Genomic DNA, 26150 nt, shown 5'->3' with positions numbered 1-26150 from the left:
TAGATTGAAAATTTTAAATTAAAAAATTGCCTGCATTATGATTAAAAAAGTTATAGCGTTTTTATTGCTTATGGTAGTACTTATGGCCTGCCAGAGTGGCGATGATGGACCCGTAGATCCGGGACCAACAGGAGGTAGTGATAATGATGTGATAAAAATTAACACCGCTCAAGTAATTAATGGTAGTTATATAGGAAACGGTGCGCAATGGGATGCCTATCCGCGAGCCTATTTAAATTGGAATTCACCGCTATCTGAATCAGACTGGCAGAAGATACAAGGGCGTCTTGATTTTATGAAACCCAGGTTAATGCGGGTAATGATTGATGCCGGTGCAAACTATGCTGGTAACGGTGGTTATGAACCGGAGCTTAATCTGGAGCCTTTGGCCAGGATACTTCAATATTGTACAGATAATGACATAACGGTTATGTTTGGAGATTGGGGAGGTAATTTGGTAAACCCCGATACCAATGCTATTAATGAAACTAATTTAACCAATGCCGCAAGGTTTGTAGACTACCTGGTAAATACAAAAGGCTTTACGTGTATTAAATATTATAATATGATTAATGAGCCTAATGGTAACTGGTCTTCCAATAAAGGAAATTATGATTTGTGGGTCAATGCGGTAAATTATTTTTATCAGCAAATGGAGAGTATTGGGATAGCGACAAAAGTTAAACTTGTTGCTCCGGATATTGCCATTTGGACAACAAATGAAGTGCCATGGATTCAGAATACTGCCAGGGATATAGGTGACGAAAAAATTGGTTTATACGATATACATACTTACCCAGGTCAGATCCATGTAAAGAATAAGGATTATACAGATGTCATTAAGGCTTATATTGATCAGGTGCCTGCCGGTAAAAAGATGATTATGGGCGAATTGGGCTTTAAGTACGATGCCAATTTAGATGCGCCACTTTATCGGGGGAACCTGGAACGGGCTGAAGCCGATCCGTTTGCTTCAAATACCGATAGCAATATGTATGTTAAAGATTTTTTCTATGGTATTGACATCGCCGACGCCTCCATGCAAATTATAAATGCCGGTTATTCCGGGATTGTAGTATGGAATTTAGATGATGCCATGCATAATACCAATGGCGGTAGTGGTAAAGACCTTAAAACATGGGGGTTTTGGAATATACTTGGAGAAGAATTATTTGGTGGAGCTGCAGAAGAAGAAATAAGACCATGGTTTTATTCCTATGCCCTTTTAAGTAGATATATGCAAACAGGTGTAAGCGTATTAAAAGTTGATATGCCTGATAAAAGAGGGGTAAACGCTATAGCTGTTACCAATGGTAGCGAATATGCTATTGCTATAGTTAATAGCGGTTTTTCCAGCTATACTGCCGATCTTAAGTTTGATTCCGGTACGACCTTAAATAATGTCAAGCAATTTGTTTATGAAGAAGCTACAAGGCCTACAGATAGCAATGGTTTGCCGGTACCTCATAATATGGGGCTTTCACTAAACCTAAGCGATGGGTATACTTTAGAAGTTAAAGGACAATCTTTCGTCTTGTTTACAAATTTCAACTATTAATATGCAACTGTTTTTTGATAAACATAAAGACCTGTTACAATCAGCCATGCAAGTGCTATGCTTGTTTATACTCTTTACATTTTTTGGTGCATGCCAAAAGCCGGTATCAGAAGATAATCTAAAACTAAATTTGCAGGAGGATTGGTATTTCAGACAATCTGGAGTCCAGGGAGCGTGGTTACCTGCTAAAGTACCCGGAACGGTGCATACCGATTTGGTTCAAAATAAAGTGATTCATGATCCATACTATAGATTTAATGAAGATAGTATCCAATGGATTGAAAGAGAAAACTGGGAATATCAAAAAACCATTCATTGTACAAAAGCTTATTTAGCTAACGACCATGTAGAGTTGGTGTTTGAAGGTTTAGATACTTATGCTAATATCGTTATCAATGGAGAGGTAGTAGGGCAAACCGATAATATGCATAAACTGTATAGGTTTGATGCTAAACCTTACCTTCATGAAGGAGAGAATGTACTAAACGTTGTGTTCAGATCGCCTTCTGTAACAGGGGAGGAAAAGTTGTCGAACTATCCCTATTTATTGCCAACTATTGCAGAACAAGCTGAAATTGGAAAACAAACGGCGCCATTTACAAGAAAGGCAAGTTATCATTATGGATGGGACTGGGCTCCCAGACTTGTTACCATGGGGATATGGCGCCCGGTGTATTTGGAAGCATGGAATACATTTAAATTAAGAGATGTTTTTTATAGTGTTAGAGCGCTGGAATCTGATAAGGCTTTAGTAAAGGCAACTTTCGAAATCGAATCAAATACAGAACAAGCATTATTACTTTCCGTGGCTAGTGAGGATAATACAAATGAATTAGCCTCAAAACATATAATGGTTAAAGAAGGCCTACATTCATATGTCTTAGACTTAAAAATAGCCAACCCAAAGTTATGGTGGGCTAATGGTATGGGGGACCCTTATTTATATAGACTAACAGGGCAAATTAAATCTAAACAGAAGATTGAGGAACGTACGGTGGATTTTGGTATCAGGACTATAAAACTGGTTCAGGAACAAGATGATTTCGGTGAATCCTTTAAGTTTCAATTAAATGGTAAAGATATCTTCATAAAAGGAGCTAACTGGGTGCCCGGAGATATGTTTATTCCTAATGTTACAGAGCACCGGTATAAATGGCTGGTAGAATCTGCGAAAGAAACCAACATGAATATGCTTAGGGTGTGGGGTGGAGCCATTTACGAAAATGAAGCATTTTATAAGCTCTGCGATAAGAATGGTATTATGGTGTGGCAAGACTTTATGTTTGCCTGCATGCATTATCCGGGAACTAAAGATTTCTTAAAAAGTGTTCAGGAAGAAGCTGTTTATAATGTAAAGCGCCTTAGAAACCACCCCAGTATAGCTCTGTGGTGCGGAAATAACGAAATTGAAGAAGGCTGGGAACCATGGCGATGGTCTGAGAAATATAAGTACTCAAAAGAAGATTCAACAAAAATCTATAACGATTACGAGAAGATATTCTATGATATATTACCTAATGTGATTGGCAATCACGATGAGACCAAACCCTATTGGGCCTCTTCACCCAGTGCTAAGCAAGGAAAGTCAGGAATACGCTATATTCAAAATAATAGATCGGGAGACAGACATTATTGGGGGGTTTGGTTTGGAAACATTCCATTTGAGACCTTTTATGAGAATACAGGGCGGTTTATGAGTGAGTATGGATTTCAGTCTTTCCCCGAGATTAAAACTTTGAGGAAGGTGGCTGAAGCACAAGATATGGCTTTCGATTCTCCTTTAATGAGCCGTAGACAACGGTCTTTCCCGGGCAATATCCGTATGCAAGAGGTCATGGATTTTTATTATAAACGTCCTAAGGATTTTGAGAGTTTTATATACTTAAGTCAGTTGAATCAAGCTGAGGGGATAAAAAAGGCTATTAATTTTCATCGTAAATCAAAACCTATGAATATGGGAACGATTTATTGGCAGCTTAACGATGTATGGCCAACGATGTCCTGGTCTTCCATCGATTACTTTGGTAACTGGAAGGCGTTGCAATACTTTGTGAAAAAGGCTAATTCAGATGTTGCTTTTGTGCCAATTCAACAAAATGATCATCTTAGTCTTCATATGGTTTCAGACCGTTTAAAAGATACAAATATTGAGAGTACTATAAGAATAAAAAATCTGAAAGGCGAAGCACTTTCTGTGATTAATAAAGAATACATCCTACCGTCAAACAGTGCCATTTCTATTATGGAGCCTCAATTGGTTACAGAATTTCTAAGATCCAATAAAATAAAGGAACATTCAAATAATCTTGTGCTGGAGCTGGAGCTGCAAGAAGCAGGAAAGCCCATCTTTAAGGACAGGCATTATTTTGTTCCTGTTAAAGATTTGGCACTTATTAAACCAGAACTGGAAATGTCCTGGGAAGTCCATGATAACAACTATAACATCAAAATAACTTCGAAGCATTTTGCTAAAAATGTCGGAGTCTTTTCAGAAGTGTTAAATGGCAGGTTTAGCGACAATTATTTCGATATGATGCCGGGAGAAACAAAACGTATCCAATTTATTCCTATTGAAGATGATGGGAGTATAACTAAAAATAGCTTTTCCTTAACAAGTGTTTGGAATGCCAATAACTAATTTAATAATTAAAAAAACAAACAATAAAATACAATGAAGTTAATTAAACATACAATGAACCCTGTTTTAAAACCAAATCCAGAGAATCAATGGGAAAATATTGTGGTATGTAATCCAGGTGCTTGGTATGAAGATGGAAAGTTTTATATGGTGTATAGGGCAGCCGGTGATGACAAAGAGCATTATATTCGTTTTGGTTTGGCTACAAGTACAGATGGCGTTAATTTTAAACGCGAGTTAGATGAACCTGTTTTTGGACCAAGTACCAATGGACCGGATATGGGTGGGGTTGAAGATCCCAGAATTGTGAAATTTGGGGATGAATTCTTCGTGACCTATGCCTACAGACCAAGTCCTCCGGGACAATACTGGAAGTTTGGTCATGATGAAATTGTTTTGCCGGATGCAGGAGAGTATTCGCCGGCGGTATATAGAAAGAACATAGCAAATTCAGGTTTGGCAGTTACTAAGGATTTTAAAACATGGAGAAGGCTTGGCAGAATCACCCAAAGTAATTTAGATGATCGGGATGTTATCCTTTTCCCTGAAAAGATAAACGGCAAGTTTGTAATGCTTCATCGTCCTAAAGAATGGATAGGTGAAAAATATGGCTGCAAGTATCCTTCAATTTGGATTAATTTTTCAGAAGATATGATGGTTTGGAATGGAGGCAGTCAATTATTGTTATCCGGAAGAGAAAATTCCTGGGAAGAAAAAATAGGAGGGAGTACCCCACCTCTAAAAACTAAAGACGGTTGGTTAATTATATATCATGGTGTAGAAAAAGGAGGATTAGGATATTATCGTGTAGGCGTGGCATTATTAGATCTTGAAGACCCAACAAAAGTGATAGCCAGAGCAAAAGACTGGATTATGGAGCCGGAACACGATTATGAAATTGAAGGTTATTACAAGGGCTGTGTATTTCCTACTGGAAATGTTATTGTAGATGATACGTTGTACGTTTACTACGGAGGGGCAGACAAATATGTCGGTTTGGCTACATGTTCAGTATCTGAGCTTTTAGAATTTTTGAAACAACAATCATAAAAATGAATAATAGAATACTATCCATATTACTTCTTATGTTTCTTGCTTTAGGATGTAATACTAAAAAACCAATTGCTATTTCAAGTTACAGCGATACGGTTATTTCGGAAAGCATCATTGGAGCAGGCGTACAATGGTCGGCCTATCCGCATGCCGATTCCGATGATGCTGAATGGGGACATTTAATGACTCAGGAAAAATGGAATAAGGTCTATAAACGACTTGATTATATGAGACCCAATATTATTCGGGTAATGGATCAGGCCAGTTGGAGGTATTTTACCGGTGTTGCAGAAGATGGTACTTTAACTACGGACTTTAATACACAAGAGGTACAATCACTTTATAAGATTTTAGATTACTGCGAGGCTAATAATATTACCGTTGTATTTGGAGAATGGGGCGCCCCCGGGATGTGGGGTGTAGCAGGGAATATACACAGAGCCGATGACCCACGGTGGATTGATATGATTACAAAATATTTAAAGCATTTAATTATAGATAAAAAATACACATGCCTTAAATATTATAACCTTGTTAATGAACCTGACGGCTACTGGGCTTCGACTGATGGTGATTGGGATCAGTGGAAAAAAGGTGTTGAGATGCTTACAACGTCTTTAAAAGAAAATGGGCTTTGGCAACATATTCAAGTGGCGGGACCAGACACAGTGCAAGGTTATGAAAACCCAAAATCAAAATACTTGAATGGAGAAACATGGTTATACGAGTCCGTTAACCAACTTCAGGATGTATTAACATGTTACGATGTCCATTCATATCCATCGGGAGACATTGTCAAGTCCGGTGAGTTCTCAAAGTTATACCGGCCTATGGTTAAAGCTACGGAACCTTTTGGAAAGCCCTTTATTTTAGGAGAGTTGGGTTTAAAATATAAAGGCGCATTAGGAGAAAAAAACAAAGCGCTCGGTAAAGCAGATCCTTACGCTGGTGAAAACGATTCCAATATGTTTGTTTACGATTTCTTTTATGGCATTGATGTGGCCGATGCTCTGATTCAAAGTTTAAATGTAGGTATAGACGGTATCATTGTTTGGGACTTGGATGATGCCATGCACACTGTTGGTGATACGGGAGAAAAATCTAAACTGAAACGATGGGGTATGTGGAATATTTTGGGTACGGAAATCTGTAATAACCCGGACGACGAAAATATTCGTCCCTGGTTTTATCCCTGGGCTCTTATGAGTAGATATTTTCCTGAGGGGACAAAAATTATAAAAACAGATGAAACAAATGTGGACGGTTTACGTGTAGTTTCCGGTTTAACCGGAAAAGATGCTGTTTCCATTGCCATTATAAATAACGCCTCAAATGATCAGGAAATAGCCTATTCTATGGATGGATTAAGTAGTGAGTTAAAGTTTAAAAAATATGTTTATACAAATGAGATGCGACTTGTAGATGCCGATGGTTTCCCTGTTCCCGTTAAAGAAGCAATTGCATTACCGGAAAGGATTGAGGTGCCAGCCAATAGTTTCATTTTATTTACGTCAGTTAACCTTTAATAAAACTGAAGAATACATGTTAAACAATGTAAACATTAGTATTACCGATATTATAATTCTGCTAGCCTATTTTGCGCTTATTATTTGGTGGGCCTTAAAGCATGGTAAGAGTAAGGATTCAGACTCTTATTTTTTGGCTGGCCGTGATATGAAATGGCCCATTGTAGGATTGTCGTTATTTGCTGCCAGTGTGTCCAGTTCTACTTTGATGGGGCACTCAGGCGAAGGGTTTATTAGTGGTATTGCCGTTTTTAACTACAATATTGTGTCTATTTTGGTTATGGTATTTTTTGGAATGTTTTTTCTTCCATTCTATATCAAATCAAAAATATATACCATACCGGAGTTTTTAGAACGACGGTTTGATAGAAAATCAAGAACCTATTTTTCGTTTATCACTATTATCGGAAATGTTTTTCTGGATGCAGCGGCCACCCTATATACAGGAGCCTTAATTGTGAAGCTTATTTTTCCGGCAGCCGATTTATTTACCATAATTGTAATTATGGCTCTGGTCGCAGGAAGTTATACCATTATAGGAGGGTTGTCTTCAGCCATCAATGCAGACATGATTCAGGCCATTATATTGATAGTGGGGTCCTGTATATTATCCATATATGCCTTTAATGAAATAGGAGGTTGGACAGAATTTCACAATCGATTTAGCGAAGGTGTTTGGTTAAAACTTACCAGACCTCTGGATGATCCCACTGTGCCATGGCTTGGTATGATTGTGGGTATTCCCATATTGGGGTTTTACTTCTGGGGGAATAATCAGGTTATGGTGCAACGCGTGCTTTCCGCTAAATCAATAGACCACGGACGTAAAGGGGTCCTTTTAGTAGGATTCTTATACCTTTTAACACTATTTATTTTTATAATTCCGGGGTTAATAGGTAGGGGCATAGACTTATTTGGAGTAGATAATCTACCTTCGGAAATGATTGCAGGGTTAGAATTAAAAGAACATTATGGTATTAATACAGATGAAGTCTATCCACGATTAATTACCCGACTCTTACCTGTGGGGCTTATAGGGATTATTTTGGCGGCCATGGTATCGGCTCTAACCTCTACATTGAGTGCCACACTTAGTTCGGTTTCTACATTATTCACCATGGATTTTTATTCGAAGGTAAATCCAAAAGCAGATAGTAAAAAGTTAGTTCGGGTAGGACGGGTTACAGCTGCTATAATGTTAGTTGTTGCCGTTGTTTGGGCACCATTCATTGCAAAATTTGATTCTTTGGTTTCCTATTATCAAGAGATAGTATCTTATCTGGCACCCCCTATAGTTGGAACTTTCTTTTTAGGATTATTCTGGAAACGATCTAATTCACAGGGAGCTTTTGCCGGATTAATGTCCGGATTAGTCATGGCTGCAGGAATGATGATTGCAAAATATGGCCTTGCATTTAACCCTGGTATACATTTTCTGATCATGGCACCTATAATTATGATCTTAAGTATGCTTGTTAATATTATTATCAGTTATCTGACAAAGCTTCCCGATATAAATAAAGTCAAGGAGAATTCATGGACCACAGCGCTATGGAGCGAAGAGACCCAGGCACTAAAGGGTGTTGTGTGGTATAAAAACTTTAGAGTGCTTTCACTATTATTGGTACTGAGCTGTGTTGTTATGTATGCCTTGTATTATTAAAAAATAGTTTTAGTTGTTTAAGAAAGGTTCAAATAGTTGATTATCAATGGTATGAACTGGTTTCACAAGAAGGGCCGGATTAAAATACTACTTATCTGGTTCTTCTTCTTAAAAGAAAATGAAAAAAAATAAAGACTTACAGGTCGTTCCAAAATCGTTTGTGCTGCCATTTATTTTAGTAACCTCGCTATTTGCTTTATGGGGTTTTGCTAATGCTGTTACAGATCCTATGGTTCAGGCATTTAAGAAAGTATTGGAGTTGTCTAACTCGCAAGCGGCGTGGGTGCAAACAGCCTTTTACGGGGGGTATTTTTGTATGGCTTTGCCGGCAGCCATGTTTATGCGCAAGTATTCTTATAAGACCGGTATTTTAATTGGATTGGCATTATATGGTATTGGAGCTTTACTTTTTTATCCGGCAGCTACTACAGAGCTCTTTTGGTTCTTTTGTTTGGGCTTGTATATTTTAACATTTGGACTGGCCTTTTTAGAAACTGCAGCAAATCCATACATACTGGCTATGGGAGCAAAGAAGACAGCCACCCAGCGATTAAACTTAGCTCAGGCATTTAACCCTGTGGGGCTTATAGTAGGCTTGTTGGTAGCGCAACAATTCGTTTTGAAAAACTTACAATCAGATGATATTGAAAATTTTAGTGCCTTAGATGAAACATCGAAGCTGTTAGTAAAGACATCAGATCTAATGATAATTCGAAATCCTTATGTGATTTTAGGCATTGTTATTTTGGCTGTTTTTGTACTGTTTATAGTCAGCAAAATGCCACAATCTAAAGATGAGGGAACCATGCCAAAAATTGGAGCTACCTTCGCTGCTTTGGGTAAAAACAAAACCTATGTTTTTGGTGTTTTAGCTCAAATATGTCATACCGGTTGTTTAATAATGTGTTGGACATACATTTATCAATATGCCGAAGCCATTGGTATGGATAGTGTATCTGCAGGTTATTACCAAATGGCGGCTTTCGTAATTTTTACTTTAGGACGTGCGGTTGGCACCTATATGTTACGATTTATTAGTTCCGGAAGGTTGTTGTTGTATTTCGCGCTTTTGGGAATTGGTTTTACTACAGGAGCCATTCTAATTCATGGCATGTTAGGCTTATATAGTTTGGTAGGTATATCTTTTTGCATGTCTTTAATGTTTCCAACTATTTACGGTATGGCGTTGGGTGATTTAACTGAAGAACAATCCAAGGTGGGATCTGCAGGACTTATAATGGCTATTGTTGGTGGTGCTTTAATGCCAAAATTACAGGCCATGATGATAGATATTGGTGGTAAAGGTGTTGCGGATACTTCAATAATTGGTGTGCCTGAAGTAAACATTTCATATGTACTGCCATTACTATGCTTTGTTTATATAGGGTGGTACGGGAATAAAGCGCGTAAGCGTCTGTTGAATTAATGGTTCATGGCTTTTAGGGCAATACAAAATATATCCTCAAATTTTGCTTAATCGTTACGTATAACTGTTTAAAAATTTAATTATGAAAAAATTATTACTAATTATCGGATTGATCTCAACCACAACTTTTTCACAAGATTGTGTAGCGCCCGTAATGATGAACTTTGAATGTACACCGGTACAGACTGTTTCAGGTGTTTATAGTAGCACTTCAAATGCTTTTAGCGGAGGAATCAATACAAGTGCTAATATTGGAGCTTATACAGATGATGCTTCTAACCAATGGGACGCTTTAGTAATAGACTTTGGTGCTCCCATAGATTTATCTGTTAATAACATATTAAAGATAAAACTTTATAGTCCAACGCGATCTATTGAGCTGCTTTCCAAGCTCGAAAATGCTGGTAATACTCAGAGTGCCACAAGGGGTAGTGCAGCAAGTCAGGTTGGGCAATGGCAAGAGTTTTCTTTTGATTATAGTGATGAAGCTGCAAATACAAAATCGCTGCAGAAAGTAGTTTTCTTTTTTGACCCGTATGTTGGTTCGGGAAGCCATGTCTATTACTTTGATGATGTAACGTGGTCGTCATCTACATTATCTACAAAAAATGATGCTTTGGATTCAAGTGAATTTTTGGTTTATCCTAACCCTGTGAGAGATATGTTGAAAATCCGTCATAGTTCAGGTATAGAACAAGTTAGGGTAACTAATGTTTTAGGGAAGACCGTAATAAGTGTAAATGTCAATAGTATGGATTATGAACTTGACTTAAGCGTATTAAATAAAGGGATTTATTTTGTGAAAGTTAGTACAGACAATAACTTTAGAACTTTTAAAGTACTTAAAAGATAAGTATTATGCCTAACCTTGTATCGTATAAAGTGATTGCCTCTCAAAAAACTTTGGGTTTCCCCGCCGACTTTCTATAAGCCTGGTAATACCCTTTTAAATATTTAATGTAATAGTTGTTCTTTTTTTTCTTTCGAGTTTTAAAGCCCTTGAAATGCATTTCAAACAAAACGTAGAGCATACAGGCTATAATAATGGCGGTAATGGGTTCGAAGGATTTCATTATAGTCAATTTAATTTCAGGTCTTGTGTTATATTATTGGTATAATAAAATTATATGAGTAAACCTGTTTCACGGCATCTATTCAGGACATATTATGGCTCATTATTAAGGCAAATATGCGATCTAAGGTATTAGTATTTGTACGAATTTTAACAAAGCGTTGGTATACAAAAGAGTATACATAAGCCTATGGCATTAAAACGGGCTTTTTATTATGCAGCCTTCATGTATTGGGCTGTTTAATTCCCGAAACCTTTAATAAAAAATCTCCCGGAATATTTCGGGAGATTTTTGGAATTAACAATCTTAGCACTTTTGAATTAATCCCGGTTGTTAAGCAGTCAACTTATATATAAAGTGTCAAGCAGGAACCATATGAGTTGAAGATTAACCGAAAAACATCCAACAACAGAACACACTTTTAAACAGTTCTATATATAAGAACTTGAAGTCGTTTTCTTTGAGATTTAATAAAAAAAAGCTACCCGTTAAAAATCAGGTAGCCTTTTACTAAAAACTGATAGCTAACCGCTTAACCCATTAATATTTATTATCAGTTTTACTATTAAATCAGGTAATAAGGTGTGCTTTTTGCTTTTTCAAAAAGACCATATAAGTTCCGTGAATATCTTTATCTTAAATAAAAGTACTGGTAATTCAGGTAAAACACTTTTAAAAAGGGTATACAAAAAAGTGTACAAAACCACTTCTAAACATCTAAATACTCCAATACGGAAAGTTTTTTGGGAACAGCGATCTTCTTGCGCAAGCGATACCGGCTGGTAATAACACTGCGCACAGAAATCCCCAGCATATTAGCTATTTCTTCATTACTAAGTTTTAAATGCTCTAAGGCAAGCAAGCGTTCTTCAGAATTTGTGAAATGATAATTTTTAGATTTCAACTTGATGAAAAAATGGGGGTAGGCCAATGTAAACCTGTGTTTAAAGCACTCCCAATCACTATGGGTTAAAATTTTTGATGACAGTAGGTTTTCCATGTGTTTGATTTCATTATCCACTGCATTTTTATCTAAGGAGTTCTTTAGTTTTTGCAATTCTTCGGACAGTACTTTTTGTTCTTCAGCTTTTTTAAATAACTGAAACGTAAACATATTTTGATTTTGATTAATAATACTGTTTAATTTCTTACATATACGCTTGTTTTTTAATTTAATGTACAATATTACCGCTATGGCAAGACCGGTAAGTGAAAAGAATAGTATCCAGAGTAATTTATTTCTCTCACTGATAACTACATTATCATTCTTTAACTCTTGCATGGTTTTTTCTTTTTGCCTGGTATCAAAACGCGCTTGATGATACGCTAGTAAGTTGGCAGCAGACACGTTGTATATTGAATCTTTAAGCCGCGTATAAAGCTGCATTTGTTCATCGGCTTTTTTAAAGTCATTAAAAGACCTGTAGAGCTCCCCTAAAAGTTTTTCTATTTCAATGGAATTATAGCTAAACCTATTATTGGTTACCTGATTTTTATAGGCCATCGCTATCTCCAGGGCCTTATCAAAATCGCCTACTTTCTTATAATATAAGGCTTTGAAATAGCTCAAATACATTTTTGCATTTTTATTGCCTAATTGGCTTTCTAACAATACGGCCTTATCCAAATACTGTTTTGCGACTTCCAAATTATTTTGCCTGAGGTAATACAGGCAATATAGACTCTCCAGTTCAATCAGGTCATTAATCTTGCCATAATGTTCATTGATATCATCCCCAGAGTGCTCCTTTGCTTCCCTGGAAAGCTCTAAGGCCTTATAACTTTCAGGGTATTGTTTATGCCTTAGCAGGTAAACTGCATAATTATTGTATAATGTCACCAATAAACCAAACGATTCCCGCTCCACACAGAGTGCAATGAGCCCCTCTCTTTTTTTTGTAGCTTCCTCTTCCAGCCCATTTCTGTAATATAGTTCAACCAGATTCGCACCTACATGAACCGTGTATGAAAAATCATTTAATATACTGTAAAGCTCGTATGCCTTTTCATAATTCAATACGGCGTCTACAAAACGATTGGCATTTAAGGCCGCTTGTCCTGTAAAAAAATAAGCGTCGGCCATATAAATGGAATCCTTCGATTTAAGAAACAAAGGGATGGAAGCTTTATAATCCTTAATGGCTGAAACATAATCAAACTCGGCAAAATAGACCCCACCGCGTTTTAATAGGAGATGGGCTTCAGAATTAGGCTTGGTAAATTTTGGCTTATAGGCCAGCATACTATCTATAAGAGCAAAAGCCTTTTTGTTTTCACCCCTATAGATATACCATTGTATAATAAACCGGGATCTGCTTGCTGCGGCATCAAAAGCTTCTTTCTTCAGAGCCAATTCAACAAATTCCTTTAGATATGTTATTTGTTGGGGATGGTTACTTCTTACCATCTCTTTTGACAAGGTGTCCAGAATGTGATAGTAGTCGTTTTTATCTGAGGCCGATTCTAGTCGCAACAGAAGTGAATCACTTTTAGACTGCGCATAGGTGAGACCTGAGCAAATGATTATTATAAAGGTATAAACTAATGACCGCGGCATTAATAGCTATTTTAATTTTCAAAATTACCTTAAATGTGTGTTTATATTCATACAAATAATCAAAACAAAGTATACAAAAAAGTATACAAAACATGTTTTAGTCCAGTACAAACTTAAACCCTGCCGAAATGATACCGGCATTCAGGCCATCACTTCGGTTATAGGAACTATATTTTAAATCAAACGATTTAAGCCCTAAGCTAAAGAGTTTAAAGCGTGTGAAAATATCAGTGTATCGTAAGCCCAGCCCAAACTGATTACTATTAAATTCAGCCAAATCGTAATCTGACGTATAGAATTCCGAAGTAGATACATGGGTTTCATAAGGGGCAAAATAGTCAGCAGCCGTTTGCGTGTAATACCGGAAAGTTGGATAAAATGTAAATTTACCAGCACCCAGCTTTATCGGTAATTCAATACTGGCCGTATGTGAATTAATGCCCCAATCGTCAAAATAATAACGATAATACGTTCTTAATGATACGTTCTCATTAATATAATAGTTGAAACGTGCGCCTATTGGAATTTTAAATCGTGAATTTGGCAGGCGTTCAATATCATCGGCCAAATGGAATACATCCGTGTTATTAGGAGATGTATAATTGGCAATACTGGCCGCATTACCAATATAATAATTATTCCTGTCTGAAAAATACACCCGTTGCATCGGATTAGCCAACCAGCCCTCTTGTTGTACCAGATCAAAGAATACCGAGAACTGTGCCTTTTTACTCAATATTTGTGAAAAGCTTAAGGACAGGGTATAGGAGTTTCTGGACCTGTCTTCAATGAGTGTTGAATTTAATGGTGTCCATACTTGTGACCCATTTTTATCAATGATGGCACCGTTCTGATCTAAAATGTCTATACCGTTAAAGAAACCGTTATTGAGATTTTGTCCGGATTCCAAATAGGAGTCTAACTCGGTTGGGTATGCGGGAGCCCAGGAATCCAGATAAACCTGTGCTTTTAAGGATAGCTCTGTATTTTTCTGATTGAATAGCCTGGTAAAGCTACCTCCAAAACCAAACGAGGTATAATCATACTCCGTAGCAAATGCCACGTTGGCCCCTAAGATAGAATTTCTATCATCAGAACTATGGCTATAACTGGCATTGACACTCCCCCAGGTATCCTGGCTCGAGGCCCCCGAAGAGGCTACCCAGGGGCTTCCGGTAACATTACCGGGCATGGTATTTTTATAATTTACATTTTTATCATCGTCGTCATCATCATCGTATCCATTTCCGTTGGAAGCCCCACTGGCATCAAAAGGATCCAAATTACTTGATGATGCCGAGGTATAGGTTGAAATTCCGGCATCTATGGTTAAAACATCATCTGCATTTAAAGGAATGGCGACAACAAATGTGGGTGTGATATCGGTAAGCTCCTCGTTTCCCACACCGCCGGTAACCGAGGCATGATCTCCGTCCTGACGATAATAACTCATTAAAAAATCAACTTCCGTAGCTTCTAAAACGCGTTTTTTATAGGTATTAACGGGAGGACTTTGCTGCCCGAATACACCAGTTGTAATCGACAATACCATACCGCCTATAATATATTTCATATAGTTTATCAAATTCTTTTAGTTTTGATTTTAAACAAGGTCCCCATTTGCTATGTTCAGCCCTCTTGTTTAACTTCGCTTAATTGCAACCGCAACCTCCACCGGTTTTTCCTCCATTAGCACCCGAAGCCGCTTCCCGATAAACCTGAAAGTTGGTTTCAAACCGCTCTACAGACATGGATGATAATTTCATATCCGGATCATTTAGATTTACTTTTTCGTATTCTTTTACGGCCAGGCATGAGGTCAAATTCAAACTTGTTATTACTAACAGACCTGTTATTAACTTTTTCATTTTCTATATGTTTATGATCAATTCCTTTAGAGTAGTGTACTTTACCATGGTCATCCACTAAAATGCATTCTATGCCTTCCAACTGATTTATAAAATCCAGCCCCACGGCTTTACCCATCACAAAAATGGATGTAGCCAGGGCATCGGCTAATTCGGCGCTGTTAGTAAAAACACTAACACTTACCAGACCCGTGCTTGGGTATCCTGTTCTCGGATCAATAATATGTGAATAGGTCTTTCCGTTAAACGAGACCCGTTTCTCATAATTACCGGAGGTCACCACCGCTTTTTCGTAAACGGGTAGTAGAGCGTATACTTTATTTTTATTCAGTGGGTTTTTTATAGCCACGCTCCAGTCATCTCCATTAATTTGTCTCCCCCAGGTATTCAGATCTCCGGAGGCATTAATGATCCCGGCCGGAACACCTGTTTCTTTTAAGAGCCTTTTGGCCTTATCGGCGGCATAGCCTTTTCCTATGGCACCAAAACCAATTTTCATACCCTTTAGTTTTAAGAACACGGTTTGTTCTTTTTCGTCCAGTATAATACGTTCATAACCCACTTTGTCTACCGATGCTTTTATGACATCTTCAGTGGGCATTTTGGTCATACTGCCATCAAACCTCCAGATGTTATCCATGGAAGCATAGCTTATGTCAAAAGCGCCATCGGTAAGCCTGGAAATATGTTTAGACCGCTGTATAAGCTCAAAAAGCTCTTTATCTACCTTCACAGGCCGAATACCAGCATTTTTATTGATCAAAGAGGTTTGAGAATCAGGATCCCAGGATGAGATCAAAGTTTCAATTCTTGAAATTTCAGCCACGGCCAAATCAATATACTTATGGGCCTGATCTTCATTCGCCGCCACTACGGTAATATCAAATCGACTCCCCATTAACTTCAGAGTTCGCTTATAGGTTTCTTGTGAGTAAATCCCAAAACAACTTAAAAGAATGCCATATATAACAAACTGCTTCATCATGATATCAAAAAGCGTTTAACAGATCTATGAAGTCCTGGGGAGTCGATTTAACATAGCCTGTTTCTCCTAAAGCCGTACCATCTTCATCTAAGACAACCACCAATGGGAAGTAACCTTGCTTATTGTATTGTTCTGCTAAACTATTGTTATGTGTTTGTTGTGCCTCTGGCAAGGCATTTTTCTTTCTCCTGGGAAAATCTGCTTTTAGCAAGGTATAATGTGCTTTTGAATAATCCTGAAACCGTTTTGTATGTAATACTTCGTGCTCTAATTTCATACAGGGTGCGCACCAGTCAGACCCTGAAAAGACTAAAATGATGTGTTGATGTTTTTCTTTAGCAGCCGTTTTAGCTTTTTCCAGGTTTGTATGCCATTCCTGGGAAAAACCAAAAGAGGCTGCAAATAATAATAAGAACATTGTTTTTTTCATAAGTAGTATTGTTGGGTTTGTGTTCAACTGTTAGTTTTATGACAATCCAAAAACAATACACCCTATTTTTTTTACGTTTATTTTTATACTTTGTCTATTTTTGACCTCTTACTTAGCTTAAAAAATGCCTAAAAAAGAACCTTCTATTTGCGAGGAAACCAATTACAACCTGCTGTTTCGTAAGTTCTATGAACCGGTTACAAGGTATATCTATTACAAATGCGGTGATTTACAACAGGCAGAAGATATTGTACAAAATGCGTTTGTAAGTTTGTGGAGGCTTTGTGCCTCCATTACATTTTCGAAGGCCAAATCTTATATTTATACGGCCTGTAATAATTTATTTTATAATGAAGTAAAGCATCAAAAAGTGGTATTAAAGCACCAGCAAACGGTTACTGATTATACCAATTACGAAAGCCCCGACTTTTTAATTGAAGTAGACGAATTTAGAGAAAAACTAAAGGCCGCAATAAACAGTTTGTCCGTTAAAGAGCGCGAAGTATTTCTATTAAGCAGAATTGAAAAAAAGACCTATAATGAAATTGCTGAAATCACCGGGTTAACAGTAAAAGCCGTAGAACGAAGGATGAGCAAGGCTTTGCTTGAATTAAGAAATATGCTGGGAAAAGAAATTAAAATATAAAATAGGGTTTTCAATGCTTTAAATGTCTAATTTATAAGACGGTATGTAAATGACGGAACATTACAATTCAGACGATACTTTTTTAGCACGTTGGATGGCGGGAACGCTTTCCGAAGCGGAGCGTACTGCTTTTGAGAAAACCGACGCTTACAAACAGTTTCGTCTTATTAACGAGGAATCGCAAAAATTAGAGGGCCCTGAAATAGATGTGGAAGCGGCTCTGAAGCAGGTTAAATTAAAAATTGAAACCCTGCCTAAACCCAAAAGATCAAAGGTCATTCGTATATGGTATTCGGTAGCCGCCGCTGCTATTCTTTTAATAAGCCTTGCCGTCATTTTAAATTCTGATCAGACCTATGTGACCGGTATAGGTGAAAAACAAAATATTACACTTCAGGATGGCTCTGTTATTAACCTGAATGCCAACTCAAGTATATCATTAAAGCGTTTCTTTTGGATGCATGATAAAATGGTAACACTTAAAGGCGAGGGGTATTTTACAATTAAAGAGGGAACCGGTTTTATTGTAAATACATCTAAGGGAGCTGTAAACGTTCTGGGTACTGAGTTTAATATCAGGGACCGATCAGATTTTGAAATAAAATGTTATGGAGGTACCGTTCAATTTTCCGATTTAAATACCTCTCAAATGTATACACTTACCAAAGGCATGCAATTGCATATGGAGAATGGTGTGATAAAAGAAGATACATTTAATGAGGATGCACCAAGCTGGAAAACCGGCATTTCAACTTTTATTGATAAGCCTATTTCTGTGATATTGGATGAATTAAGTTATATTTACCCAATCACATTTGACAGAAGCACTATCAATACCAACCGTCTATTCACGGGGAGCTTTGTCCATGATGACTTGAAGAACGCGTTACACACCACCTTGGTTCCTATGGGAATAGGATACCAAATGACCGCCAATAACCATGTTATTGTTTTATCTGAATAGAAAAATGAAATACATATTTGTCTGTTTTATCCTTTGTACTTCGTTGACATTGAAGGCTCAGGAAAAACAACATTATACCTATAGCAATACCCCGCTTACTTCAGTTATTGCTGAGATCCGGGAAAAACATAAGATCCTGTTTTCGTTTGCCAATGATATAGTGAACGAAAAAGTAATAACCCTGACTACAGATACCCCAATAGCATTAGATGAGTTATTAACCATACTGGAAGCCCAAACCGGCCTTAGCTTTCAAAAAGTTTCAAAATCGCAAATCATAATTACCGGCAAACAACCAACACTTAGTAACCAAATTTTGGAAGAGGTTATTATTTCCGGTTATGTGACTTCAGGTATTGACAGAAATAAGGACGGCTCTATTGATGTCACGAGCAATTCACTTGGTATTTTACCTGGTTTGGTAGTACCGGATCTGTTACAGAGCATTCAGCTGGTGCCTGGTATAAGCAGCCTGGATGAGTCGGCTTCGGGTATCCAGATTCGTGGCGGGTCGCCTGATCAAAATTTAATTTTATTCGACGGTATTAAACTATTTAACTCCGGTTATTTATATGGTATGTTTTCAGCATTTAATCCCTATGCCACAGAAAAGGTCACACTTTTTAAGGCGGGAACCAGTGCTTTTTACGGAGATCGCATTTCCGGGATCATCGATATTTCAACCGGAGAACAGGTTCCTGAAAAAACCATCAGTGGATTTGGAATGGATGGTTTGAGCGCAGATGCCTATGTGAAAACCCCGGTATCCGACAATCTGGCGGTCTATGTGTTTGCCAGGCGTTCTTATACGGACGCTTTAAAGACCCCGACTTATGATGGCTATGCAAAAAAAATATTCAGAAATAGTGGGATAGTAAAAGATATCAACGGTCGTATCCTGTCCGTTGAAAATGATGATGATTACACCGTTGACACCAGTACAAATACCTTCTCTTTTTATGACCTGAATGCCAAGATCATATATGATATTACAGCAAAAGACAAACTTATCTTAAGTAGTCTGTTTACACGAAACACATTGGATTTCTCTTTTACCGGTGATGGGGAAACCAAAACAGATGACCTGGTCACCAGGAATAATGGCCTTAGTTTAAAATGGCAACATAAAAGTTCTGATGCCAGGCATGAGGAGATCACGGCTTATTTTTCGAAGTACAGGTCATTCTATTTAAACGAAGAGCATTTTGGTACGCTGTTGGAAGAAACGAATATAAGGGAGAACACTATTTCCGATTTTGGCCTGAACCTGACGTCGCATCGTATTATTAATGAAAAACAATCCTTTAAGTTTGGGTACCAAATGTCTAACAGTAATGTGTCCGTGGACTTAATCAAGACAGAGCCTTTAACACCTGAAGAAAATGAAAGCTTTATTAATAAAGCTAAAAACTTCAAAAATGCCGTATTTGGAGAATATACCTATACGGCCAAAAATTCGGCCTTAATAAGTACCGGGTTACGTACCGTTCATTATGGGAGTGTTGGGGATTTGTTTTTGGAACCACGCCTAAATATAGAGTATCCCATTAGTGATCAATTACGTATCAAAAGTAGTTTTGAAAGAAGAAATCAGCCTATTTCGCAATTGGTAGAGTTTAATCAAACGGAACTGCGATTGGAAAATAATTTATGGAGGTTGTCAGACAGTGACACTTATCCACTTTTACAAAGTAACCAAATGTCAGGAGGATTTTTATTTCATGGAAAGGGCTGGACCATTGATTTTGATGCTTACCTAAAAGAACTATCGGGACTGACAACATTTACCAATGGTTTTAGCACACCTCAATTAGAACTGGAGGAAGGGAAAAGTACCATAAAAGGGATGGAGGTCTTGATTAAAAAGCGTATCGATAATTATCGTATTTGGTTAGGATACACTTATAATGACATTGATTTCAATTTTTCCGGCATTCAGGCCGGAGCTTTCCCCGGTAACAACGATATTACCCATAGTTTTAGGCTTTCCAACACGCTAAAACTAAATAATTTTCAACTGTCTCTGGGCTGGCAATACAGGACCGGGGAACCTTTTACACCCATTGCAAACTTTGATCCTACGAACTCAGTAGTTGCTTTTGGAGATATTAATAGTGCCCGCCTGGAGGATTATCACCGATTGGATGCGTCAGCTATTTACAATTTCAAGTTTGATAAAAAGAAAAACAGCAAAGGGCAATTAGGATTCTCGGTGTTGAATCTTTATAACCGCATAAAACCTATTTCCATTATCTACAGAACTGAAGAAGAAGATGCCGGCTTAGAGCTTAAACAGGTTATACAGCGGTATTCCCTGGGTTTCACGCCAAATGTGTCGTTTAGGTTGTTTTTTTAATTGGTCTCAAGGAAATCATACTTGACATTCGGTGCGAACGCTAATCGATTTATCTAAATGTTTTCTATTGGAGCCTGGCATTTGGGATAATAAATAAGTGGTTTTTGGAAAGTGTTGAAGAAATAAATCTGCAGTTTAATCAATAACACGGGCATAATGTTATAGTTTAGAAGCTCCCTTTTTAAATAATAAAAACAACATATGCTTCAGTTGCTCACCAACACGTTCTCTAAGCAGGCTATAGGCTTTCGTTAGATGTCCCTCCACCGTTTTAATAGAAATATTCTGGTACTCGGCAATTTCAATATTAGTGAGGCCTTCTTTTTTACTCAGCAGAAAAGTTTCTTTACATTTTTTTGGTAAGTTGGCAATGCCTTCGGTAACCAGAGCAATCTTTCGTTCTAATAATTCGGCATTATTATCATCTACAGACTCATTCAGTGCTTCCATATAAGCCCGTTCAATAGAAGAAATCGCTCTGTTTTTATGATATTGATTAATGAATTTGTTATACGTTATTTTGTAGATGTAATTCTTTAGATTATACGATTCATGTAGCTTCTTTCTATCTCTCCAAATATTCATAAAGACCTCTTGTATCACATCCTGCGCCATCGCTCTGTCATTAGTTAAGCTAATGGCATAGTTAAAAAGCAGCTTGTGATAGGTTTTTACCAAATACCTGTAAGCTTCTTCATCACCTTGTTTTAGGCTGGAAATTAATATCGTTGAATTTTCAAATTTTGAAGACATAATAGCAATTAAAATCAATCAAATTTTACGTAAAAGTCATTAAAAATTTAATAAAAACTAAAAAAACTTATTAAAAAAGCAAGGGTTTTTTAATTCTGCTTTGCTATAAGTAAAATGAATGTTCAGAACAAATGACTCCAAAGATTGAAAAAATAATAGTTAAATACTTAACCAATTCGGCATCAGTGTCCGATTTGGATACACTTTCAGAATGGATTGAAAAGGATTCCAATAAAGCCTTATTTAAGGACTATGTAAAGGCCCATTTCGCTATTAACTATAGTATGAATGATCCTGAAACGGATGTTGCCGTAGAACGATTATTGACAGCTATAAGAAAGGAGAAATCGTTTATCTACAGGATCAAGAAACAACCAATTTATAGGTATGTTGCGGCAGCATCTGTACTGCTAATTGTTGCGCTTACAGTATTTCTAAATAAAGGAGAAGGGACAACTGATATTGTTGAACCGGTCATTGTAAATACAAGTATCATAGAGCCGGGCACAGACAAGGCCACCTTAACTTTAGCAAATGGCGAGCAAGTGTCTTTAGAAAAAGGTGCTTCCTTTCAAACCTCAAATGCCAACAGTAATGGGGAGCAAATTGTTTATGAAGCCGGAGACAGGAAAACTCAAGAACTGGTATACAATTACCTGACCATTCCTAGAGGCGGACAATTTTATATAGTGCTGTCAGACGGAACAAAGGTTTGGTTGAATTCAGAGTCTCAATTGAAATATCCGGTTAGTTTCATTGAAGGAGAAACACGTCAGGTGGAATTGGTTTATGGCGAAGCGTATTTTGATGTAACTTCAAGTGTTGAGCATAATGGTTCTAAGTTTATCGTATTAAATAAATCACAAGAAGTAGAAGTCTTAGGTACGGAGTTCAATATCAAAGCTTATAAAGATGAGACTAATGTTTATACGACTTTAGTAGAGGGTAATGTAACTATCAATTTTGAGAATAAAAAGCAAAATTTAATTCCAAATCAACAATCAAAACTAGATATCAATTCAGGTACAGTTGAAGTGTCCACGGTAGACGTGTATAATGAAATTTCCTGGAAAGATGGCATTTTTAGTTTTGAAAATGCATCATTAAAAGATATAATGAAAGTATTGTCCAGGTGGTATGATATGGAGGTTATTTTTGAAAATGAGCGTGTTGAAGACGAAGAGTTTATTGGTCTTTTAAGAAAAGATCAGGATATCGAGAAAATAATAGCTGCAATTAAAGATTTTGGAATTATAAATGACTACGAATTTAAAGACAAAATTCTGATCATTAAATAAATGAAAATAAAAAGAGAGCGAAGTCAAACATTTGGTCGTGCGTCAACTTCGTCCCTCTTTCAGATTCAATTAAACAATTAAATGTCTAACTAAACGAAGCTAATTTATGAAAATTAAATTTACTAATTACGGTTTCCGATTGCGAAAACGGCTGCTGTTGATTATTATGAGAACTTTTATCATTCTATTTTGTACCACCGTCTTTAGTCTTACATCTGAAAGTTCATTCTCTCAGACAAAAGTCACTATCGATAAAGATCAATTGGTAACAGTTAATCAGGTTTTTAGAATAATTAAGAAACAAACAAATTATAGTTTCATCTATCCCAGAAGTTTGTTTAAGAATACCCCTAAAATTCAGTTGAAAAAAGGGGAGATCGAATTGACAAAACTATTAGATCAAAGCCTCAATTCCAGCAATTGGAAATTTGAAGTTTCAAGTAATGAGACTATTATTATTAAGAAAGATTCATCCTCCTTTAATGTCAATCAAACAGATGTTGAACAAAGCGTTGAAATTACCGGATTGGTCACAGATGAAGCCAATCAACCTTTACCGGGAGCTAATATCATTGAAAAAGGAACCACCAATGGTACCCAAACAGATTTTGACGGTAATTTTTCATTAAGCGTAAGTAATGTAAATGCTGTGCTTGTTATTTCATATTTAGGCTTTCAAACCATCGAGTTGGAGCTGAATGGTCAAACAAATTTATCCGTAAAGCTACAAGAAGATGCAGCAAATTTAGATGAAGTGATCGTTATTGGATATGGAACAACCAAAAAGAAAGACTTAACGGGATCCGTAGCATCAATCGATTCGAAAAAATTTCATAATGTGCCTGTAACAAATGCGGAAGGCCTCATTGCAAATCAATTACCAGGTATCCAAATTACACCTCAAAGTGGTCGCCCGGGTGCCGGTAGTAATATTTTAATAAGAGGAGGGGCATCACTAAATGCAAGTAATGACCCTCTAATAGTAATTGATGGCATACCATTGGAAGGAGGCAATAACGGCCCCGGTGTTTTAAGTCAGTTAAACCCAAATGATATTGAGAATTTTACAGTGCTAAAGGATGCGTCTGCTTCAGCTATATACGGGTCAAGAGCTTCCAATGGTGTCATAATCATAACTACAAAAAAGGGGAGGTTAGGTGATTTTAATATCAATGTGACCTCTAATACAAGGGTGTCTGAAGTTATGGAATTAATACCTGTATTAACCGGAGATGAGTACCGAAGTGTAGTTGATGATTTAGGTAGAAGTTCTACCCCGGTTGGAGATGCAAATACCAATTGGCAAGAAGAGATTTATCAAATAGCATTGGCAGCAGAAATGAATTTAAGTGCTAGCGGCTCTGTTAAAAACATACCCTATCGCGCCTCTTTAAGTTATTTGAAGCAAGATGGTATAGTAAAAACAGACGAATATGAAAGAGTAACAGCCCTGTTAAATCTAAGTCCTTCATTTTTTGATAATCATTTGAAGGTAAATTTAAACTTAAAAGGATCCATAGAAGATCAGCAACTGGCGAGTGATATATTTTATTTAGCTCAGGCATTCGACCCTACGCAGCCTGTATATGTTGATGACCAGACCTATGGGGGTTACTTTCAATATACTCAGTTTGCTACCAATCCGGCACTGGCCATACCCAACCCGGTTAGTGTTTTGGAACAATTAGACAGAAGGAATAAAAGCAAAAGATTCATTGGTAATCTCCAATTAGATTATAAGTTCCATTTTCTCCCGGATCTTCACATAAACCTTAATGCAGGAATAGATTTAGCAAGAGGACAATGGAGAGAAGTTGCCCCGGATAATTATTTCCCATCGGCTATTTCAGGCGGGTCTGTCTTTGATGCTAATCCGTCCAATGAAGTTGAAAACAAACTCCTTGAATCTTATCTGTTTTATAGTAAAGAGTTAGAATCACTGAAAAGCAAATTCGATCTAACCGTTGGCTATTCGTATAACGACTTTTTAAGAACAAATTACAATTACCCTACAACAAATTTTAACGGGGAAGTATTTCCTAATAGTGTTCCTGCTTTTCCTTTTGATGAGCCAAGTAACGCATTGATATCATTTTATGGTAGATTAAATTATAGTTTTAACAACAAATACCTGTTAACAGCCTCTGTGCGACATGATGGGTCTTCCAGGTTTTCAAAAGATAACAGATGGGGGACGTTCCCGGCATTTGCACTGGCATGGAAAATAAATCAAGAAAATTTTCTTATTGAGAGCAAAACATTTTCCGATTTAAAACTTCGATTAAGTTATGGTGTAACAGGTCAGCAAGATGGTATTGGAAATTATGAATATATACCGGGATATAACCAGGGAGAAGCATCATTTCAATATATATTGGGCAATAATAGATTCAGCACTGTGACTCCAAGTGCTTTCAATCCGAATCTAAAATGGGAGCAAACAGAATCTTATAATGTTGGATTGGACTTTGGGTTTTTTAACAACAGATTGTCGGGTAGCATTGATGCATACTACAGGGAAACAAAAGACCTTTTAAACAGAACGGTAATTCCTTTAGGTGCTAATTTTGATAATGAATTGCTACTAAATATAGGTAACATGGAGAATAAGGGCGTTGAATTAGCTCTTAATGCCGTTCCTATTCAAAAAGAAGACTTTAATTGGCGACTAAATCTGAATTTCACTTTTAACGATGGAAAGATTACCAAGTTGACAGATAATGATGATGACAAAGTAGGCCTGTTTAGTGATGCAACATTAGTGAATACTATCGGGTATCAGCGTAATACTTTTTATTTATACAGGCAAGTCTATAATGAAAATGGCCATCCAATCGAAGGTCAAATGGTAGACCTTAATAATGACGGAATAATTAATGAAGATGACAGGTACATAACAGATAAATCGGCCATTCCGGATTACCTTCTGGGATTTACAACAGCCGTTAATTACAAAAACTGGAACTTTGGGGCCGCAGCACATGCTAATATCGGACATCATATTTTTTACAAACCTTTGGATGATGCCATAGCAATTACTACCTGGCAGGTATCTCAAAACTTGCATGAGTCCTACTTTAATACAGGGTTTCAAAATCAAAATGGGACTCAGTCATTCAGTGACTATTATTTACAAAATGCGTCATTCCTGAAGTTAGATAATATAAATATGGGATACACATTTAAGAAATTACAGGAAAATTCGGGTATAGATTTAAATGTAAACCTATCGGTACAGAATGTGTTTATCATAACCAAATATACAGGTCGTGATCCTGAGGCTTTGGGAGGCTATGAGAATTCGTATCCGGTGCCAAGAATTTATGCTTTAGGTGTTAATCTGAACTTTTAAAAAA

At 37.1% G+C, this 26150-nt stretch carries 19 protein-coding genes; 12 read left to right on the top strand and 7 right to left on the bottom strand.

The genetic code is table 11. The features are described 5' to 3' along the window. Positions 1-37 precede the first annotated feature (37 nt). The 7 genes from Q0983_RS21270 (at position 38) to Q0983_RS21240 (ending at position 10717) form a co-directional block, all read left to right on the top strand. Complete coding sequence (locus Q0983_RS21270) at positions 38-1558, top strand: hypothetical protein (protein WP_299557442.1); 1521 nt, start codon at positions 38-40, stop codon at positions 1556-1558. A gap of 1 nt (position 1559) precedes the next feature. Continuing rightward, on the top strand, positions 1560-4196 hold the full coding sequence (locus Q0983_RS21265; RefSeq protein WP_299557439.1) for a glycoside hydrolase family 2 protein: 2637 nt from the start codon (positions 1560-1562) through the stop codon (positions 4194-4196). Positions 4197-4229: 33 nt separating this feature from the next. Continuing rightward, on the top strand, positions 4230-5246 hold the full coding sequence (locus Q0983_RS21260) for a glycosidase (protein WP_299557436.1): 1017 nt from the start codon (positions 4230-4232) through the stop codon (positions 5244-5246). Between the two features lie 2 nt (positions 5247-5248). Next, the gene (locus Q0983_RS21255; RefSeq protein ID WP_299557434.1) at positions 5249-6775 is read left to right on the top strand and encodes a cellulase family glycosylhydrolase; all 1527 of its coding nucleotides are present in this window, start codon (positions 5249-5251) and stop codon (positions 6773-6775) included. Positions 6776-6791: 16 nt separating this feature from the next. Further along, positions 6792-8438 carry a sodium:solute symporter gene (locus Q0983_RS21250; RefSeq protein ID WP_299557431.1) on the top strand — a complete coding sequence of 549 codons (1647 nt, stop codon included), beginning with the start codon at positions 6792-6794 and terminating at the stop codon, positions 8436-8438. A 118-nt stretch (positions 8439-8556) separates the two neighbouring features. After that, positions 8557-9864: an L-fucose:H+ symporter permease gene (gene fucP, locus Q0983_RS21245; protein ID WP_299557428.1), complete on the top strand. Its 1308-nt coding sequence runs from the start codon at positions 8557-8559 to the stop codon at positions 9862-9864. Between the two features lie 82 nt (positions 9865-9946). Continuing rightward, positions 9947-10717 carry a T9SS type A sorting domain-containing protein gene (locus tag Q0983_RS21240; protein ID WP_299557426.1) on the top strand — a complete coding sequence of 257 codons (771 nt, stop codon included), beginning with the start codon at positions 9947-9949 and terminating at the stop codon, positions 10715-10717. 40 nt (positions 10718-10757) lie between these two features. On the opposite strand, the gene Q0983_RS21235 is transcribed toward Q0983_RS21240, so the two are convergent. The 6 genes from Q0983_RS21235 to Q0983_RS21210 all read right to left on the bottom strand — a co-directional run bounded on the left by Q0983_RS21235 (position 10758) and on the right by Q0983_RS21210 (position 16777). Then, positions 10758-10937, bottom strand: coding sequence for a hypothetical protein (locus Q0983_RS21235; protein ID WP_299557423.1), 180 nt, complete (start codon positions 10935-10937; stop codon positions 10758-10760). Between the two features lie 709 nt (positions 10938-11646). Beyond that, entirely contained in the window at positions 11647-13494 is a 1848-nt protein-coding gene (locus Q0983_RS21230; RefSeq protein ID WP_299557420.1) for a hypothetical protein, read from the bottom strand. A gap of 97 nt (positions 13495-13591) precedes the next feature. Continuing rightward, positions 13592-15067, bottom strand: coding sequence for a DUF3570 domain-containing protein (locus Q0983_RS21225; protein WP_299557417.1), 1476 nt, complete (start codon positions 15065-15067; stop codon positions 13592-13594). Between the two features lie 79 nt (positions 15068-15146). Further along, a complete protein-coding gene (locus Q0983_RS21220) occupies positions 15147-15362 on the bottom strand; it encodes a DUF4266 domain-containing protein (protein ID WP_299557414.1) in 216 nt (71 codons plus the stop codon). Further along, positions 15268-16344, bottom strand: coding sequence for an FAD:protein FMN transferase (locus tag Q0983_RS21215; protein ID WP_299557499.1), 1077 nt, complete (start codon positions 16342-16344; stop codon positions 15268-15270). The genes Q0983_RS21220 and Q0983_RS21215 overlap by 95 nt, the downstream gene beginning before the upstream one ends. Positions 16345-16351: 7 nt before the next feature. Next, the gene (locus Q0983_RS21210; protein WP_299557411.1) at positions 16352-16777 is read right to left on the bottom strand and encodes a thioredoxin family protein; all 426 of its coding nucleotides are present in this window, start codon (positions 16775-16777) and stop codon (positions 16352-16354) included. A gap of 124 nt (positions 16778-16901) precedes the next feature. Here Q0983_RS21210 and Q0983_RS21205 point away from each other — a divergent pair, with 124 nt between their 5' ends. The 3 genes from Q0983_RS21205 to Q0983_RS21195 are packed head-to-tail and all read left to right on the top strand — an operon-like array spanning position 16902 to position 20743. Beyond that, complete coding sequence (locus Q0983_RS21205) at positions 16902-17423, top strand: sigma-70 family RNA polymerase sigma factor (protein WP_299557408.1); 522 nt, start codon at positions 16902-16904, stop codon at positions 17421-17423. Between the two features lie 49 nt (positions 17424-17472). Then, the gene (locus Q0983_RS21200; protein WP_299557405.1) at positions 17473-18387 is read left to right on the top strand and encodes a FecR domain-containing protein; all 915 of its coding nucleotides are present in this window, start codon (positions 17473-17475) and stop codon (positions 18385-18387) included. 4 nt (positions 18388-18391) lie between these two features. Further along, a complete protein-coding gene (locus Q0983_RS21195; protein ID WP_299557403.1) occupies positions 18392-20743 on the top strand; it encodes a TonB-dependent receptor plug domain-containing protein in 2352 nt (783 codons plus the stop codon). 159 nt (positions 20744-20902) lie between these two features. On the opposite strand, the gene Q0983_RS21190 is transcribed toward Q0983_RS21195, so the two are convergent. Beyond that, positions 20903-21496 (bottom strand): sigma-70 family RNA polymerase sigma factor, encoded by a 594-nt coding sequence (locus Q0983_RS21190; protein WP_299557400.1) that lies wholly within the window; start codon positions 21494-21496, stop codon positions 20903-20905. 131 nt (positions 21497-21627) lie between these two features. Between Q0983_RS21190 and Q0983_RS21185 the strand changes: the two genes are divergently transcribed. Together Q0983_RS21185 and Q0983_RS21180 are read left to right on the top strand one after the other, a co-directional pair. Beyond that, the gene (locus Q0983_RS21185; protein ID WP_299557397.1) at positions 21628-22794 is read left to right on the top strand and encodes a FecR family protein; all 1167 of its coding nucleotides are present in this window, start codon (positions 21628-21630) and stop codon (positions 22792-22794) included. A gap of 106 nt (positions 22795-22900) precedes the next feature. Then, a complete protein-coding gene (locus tag Q0983_RS21180) occupies positions 22901-26146 on the top strand; it encodes a TonB-dependent receptor (RefSeq protein ID WP_299557394.1) in 3246 nt (1081 codons plus the stop codon). The last annotated feature ends 4 nt before the right edge of the window (positions 26147-26150 follow it).

Source organism: Seonamhaeicola sp. (assembly GCF_028281565.1).
Taxonomy (GTDB): domain Bacteria; phylum Bacteroidota; class Bacteroidia; order Flavobacteriales; family Flavobacteriaceae; genus Seonamhaeicola.
The sequence above is the reverse complement of the archived record's forward strand: the minus strand, read 5'-3'. Positions and strand labels throughout refer to the sequence as shown.

What these genes read in the sequence shown, in the direction of transcription:
- Q0983_RS21205 (WP_299557408.1), top strand. Translation starts at nt 16,902, where the DNA reads ATGCCTAAAAAAGAACCTTCTATTTGCGAGGAAACCAATTACAACCTG.
- Q0983_RS21230 (WP_299557420.1), bottom strand. Translation starts at nt 13,494, where the DNA reads ATGCCGCGGTCATTAGTTTATACCTTTATAATAATCATTTGCTCAGGT.
- Q0983_RS21220 (WP_299557414.1), bottom strand. Translation starts at nt 15,362, where the DNA reads ATGAAAAAGTTAATAACAGGTCTGTTAGTAATAACAAGTTTGAATTTG.
- Q0983_RS21210 (WP_299557411.1), bottom strand. Translation starts at nt 16,777, where the DNA reads ATGAAAAAAACAATGTTCTTATTATTATTTGCAGCCTCTTTTGGTTTT.
- Q0983_RS21190 (WP_299557400.1), bottom strand. Translation starts at nt 21,496, where the DNA reads ATGTCTTCAAAATTTGAAAATTCAACGATATTAATTTCCAGCCTAAAA.
- fucP (WP_299557428.1), top strand. Translation starts at nt 8,557, where the DNA reads ATGAAAAAAAATAAAGACTTACAGGTCGTTCCAAAATCGTTTGTGCTG.
- Q0983_RS21200 (WP_299557405.1), top strand. Translation starts at nt 17,473, where the DNA reads ATGACGGAACATTACAATTCAGACGATACTTTTTTAGCACGTTGGATG.
- Q0983_RS21240 (WP_299557426.1), top strand. Translation starts at nt 9,947, where the DNA reads ATGAAAAAATTATTACTAATTATCGGATTGATCTCAACCACAACTTTT.
- Q0983_RS21270 (WP_299557442.1), top strand. Translation starts at nt 38, where the DNA reads ATGATTAAAAAAGTTATAGCGTTTTTATTGCTTATGGTAGTACTTATG.
- Q0983_RS21255 (WP_299557434.1), top strand. Translation starts at nt 5,249, where the DNA reads ATGAATAATAGAATACTATCCATATTACTTCTTATGTTTCTTGCTTTA.
- Q0983_RS21185 (WP_299557397.1), top strand. Translation starts at nt 21,628, where the DNA reads ATGACTCCAAAGATTGAAAAAATAATAGTTAAATACTTAACCAATTCG.
- Q0983_RS21225 (WP_299557417.1), bottom strand. Translation starts at nt 15,067, where the DNA reads ATGAAATATATTATAGGCGGTATGGTATTGTCGATTACAACTGGTGTA.
- Q0983_RS21250 (WP_299557431.1), top strand. Translation starts at nt 6,792, where the DNA reads ATGTTAAACAATGTAAACATTAGTATTACCGATATTATAATTCTGCTA.
- Q0983_RS21265 (WP_299557439.1), top strand. Translation starts at nt 1,560, where the DNA reads ATGCAACTGTTTTTTGATAAACATAAAGACCTGTTACAATCAGCCATG.
- Q0983_RS21260 (WP_299557436.1), top strand. Translation starts at nt 4,230, where the DNA reads ATGAAGTTAATTAAACATACAATGAACCCTGTTTTAAAACCAAATCCA.
- Q0983_RS21215 (WP_299557499.1), bottom strand. Translation starts at nt 16,344, where the DNA reads ATGAAGCAGTTTGTTATATATGGCATTCTTTTAAGTTGTTTTGGGATT.
- Q0983_RS21195 (WP_299557403.1), top strand. Translation starts at nt 18,392, where the DNA reads ATGAAATACATATTTGTCTGTTTTATCCTTTGTACTTCGTTGACATTG.
- Q0983_RS21180 (WP_299557394.1), top strand. Translation starts at nt 22,901, where the DNA reads ATGAAAATTAAATTTACTAATTACGGTTTCCGATTGCGAAAACGGCTG.
- Q0983_RS21235 (WP_299557423.1), bottom strand. Translation starts at nt 10,937, where the DNA reads ATGAAATCCTTCGAACCCATTACCGCCATTATTATAGCCTGTATGCTC.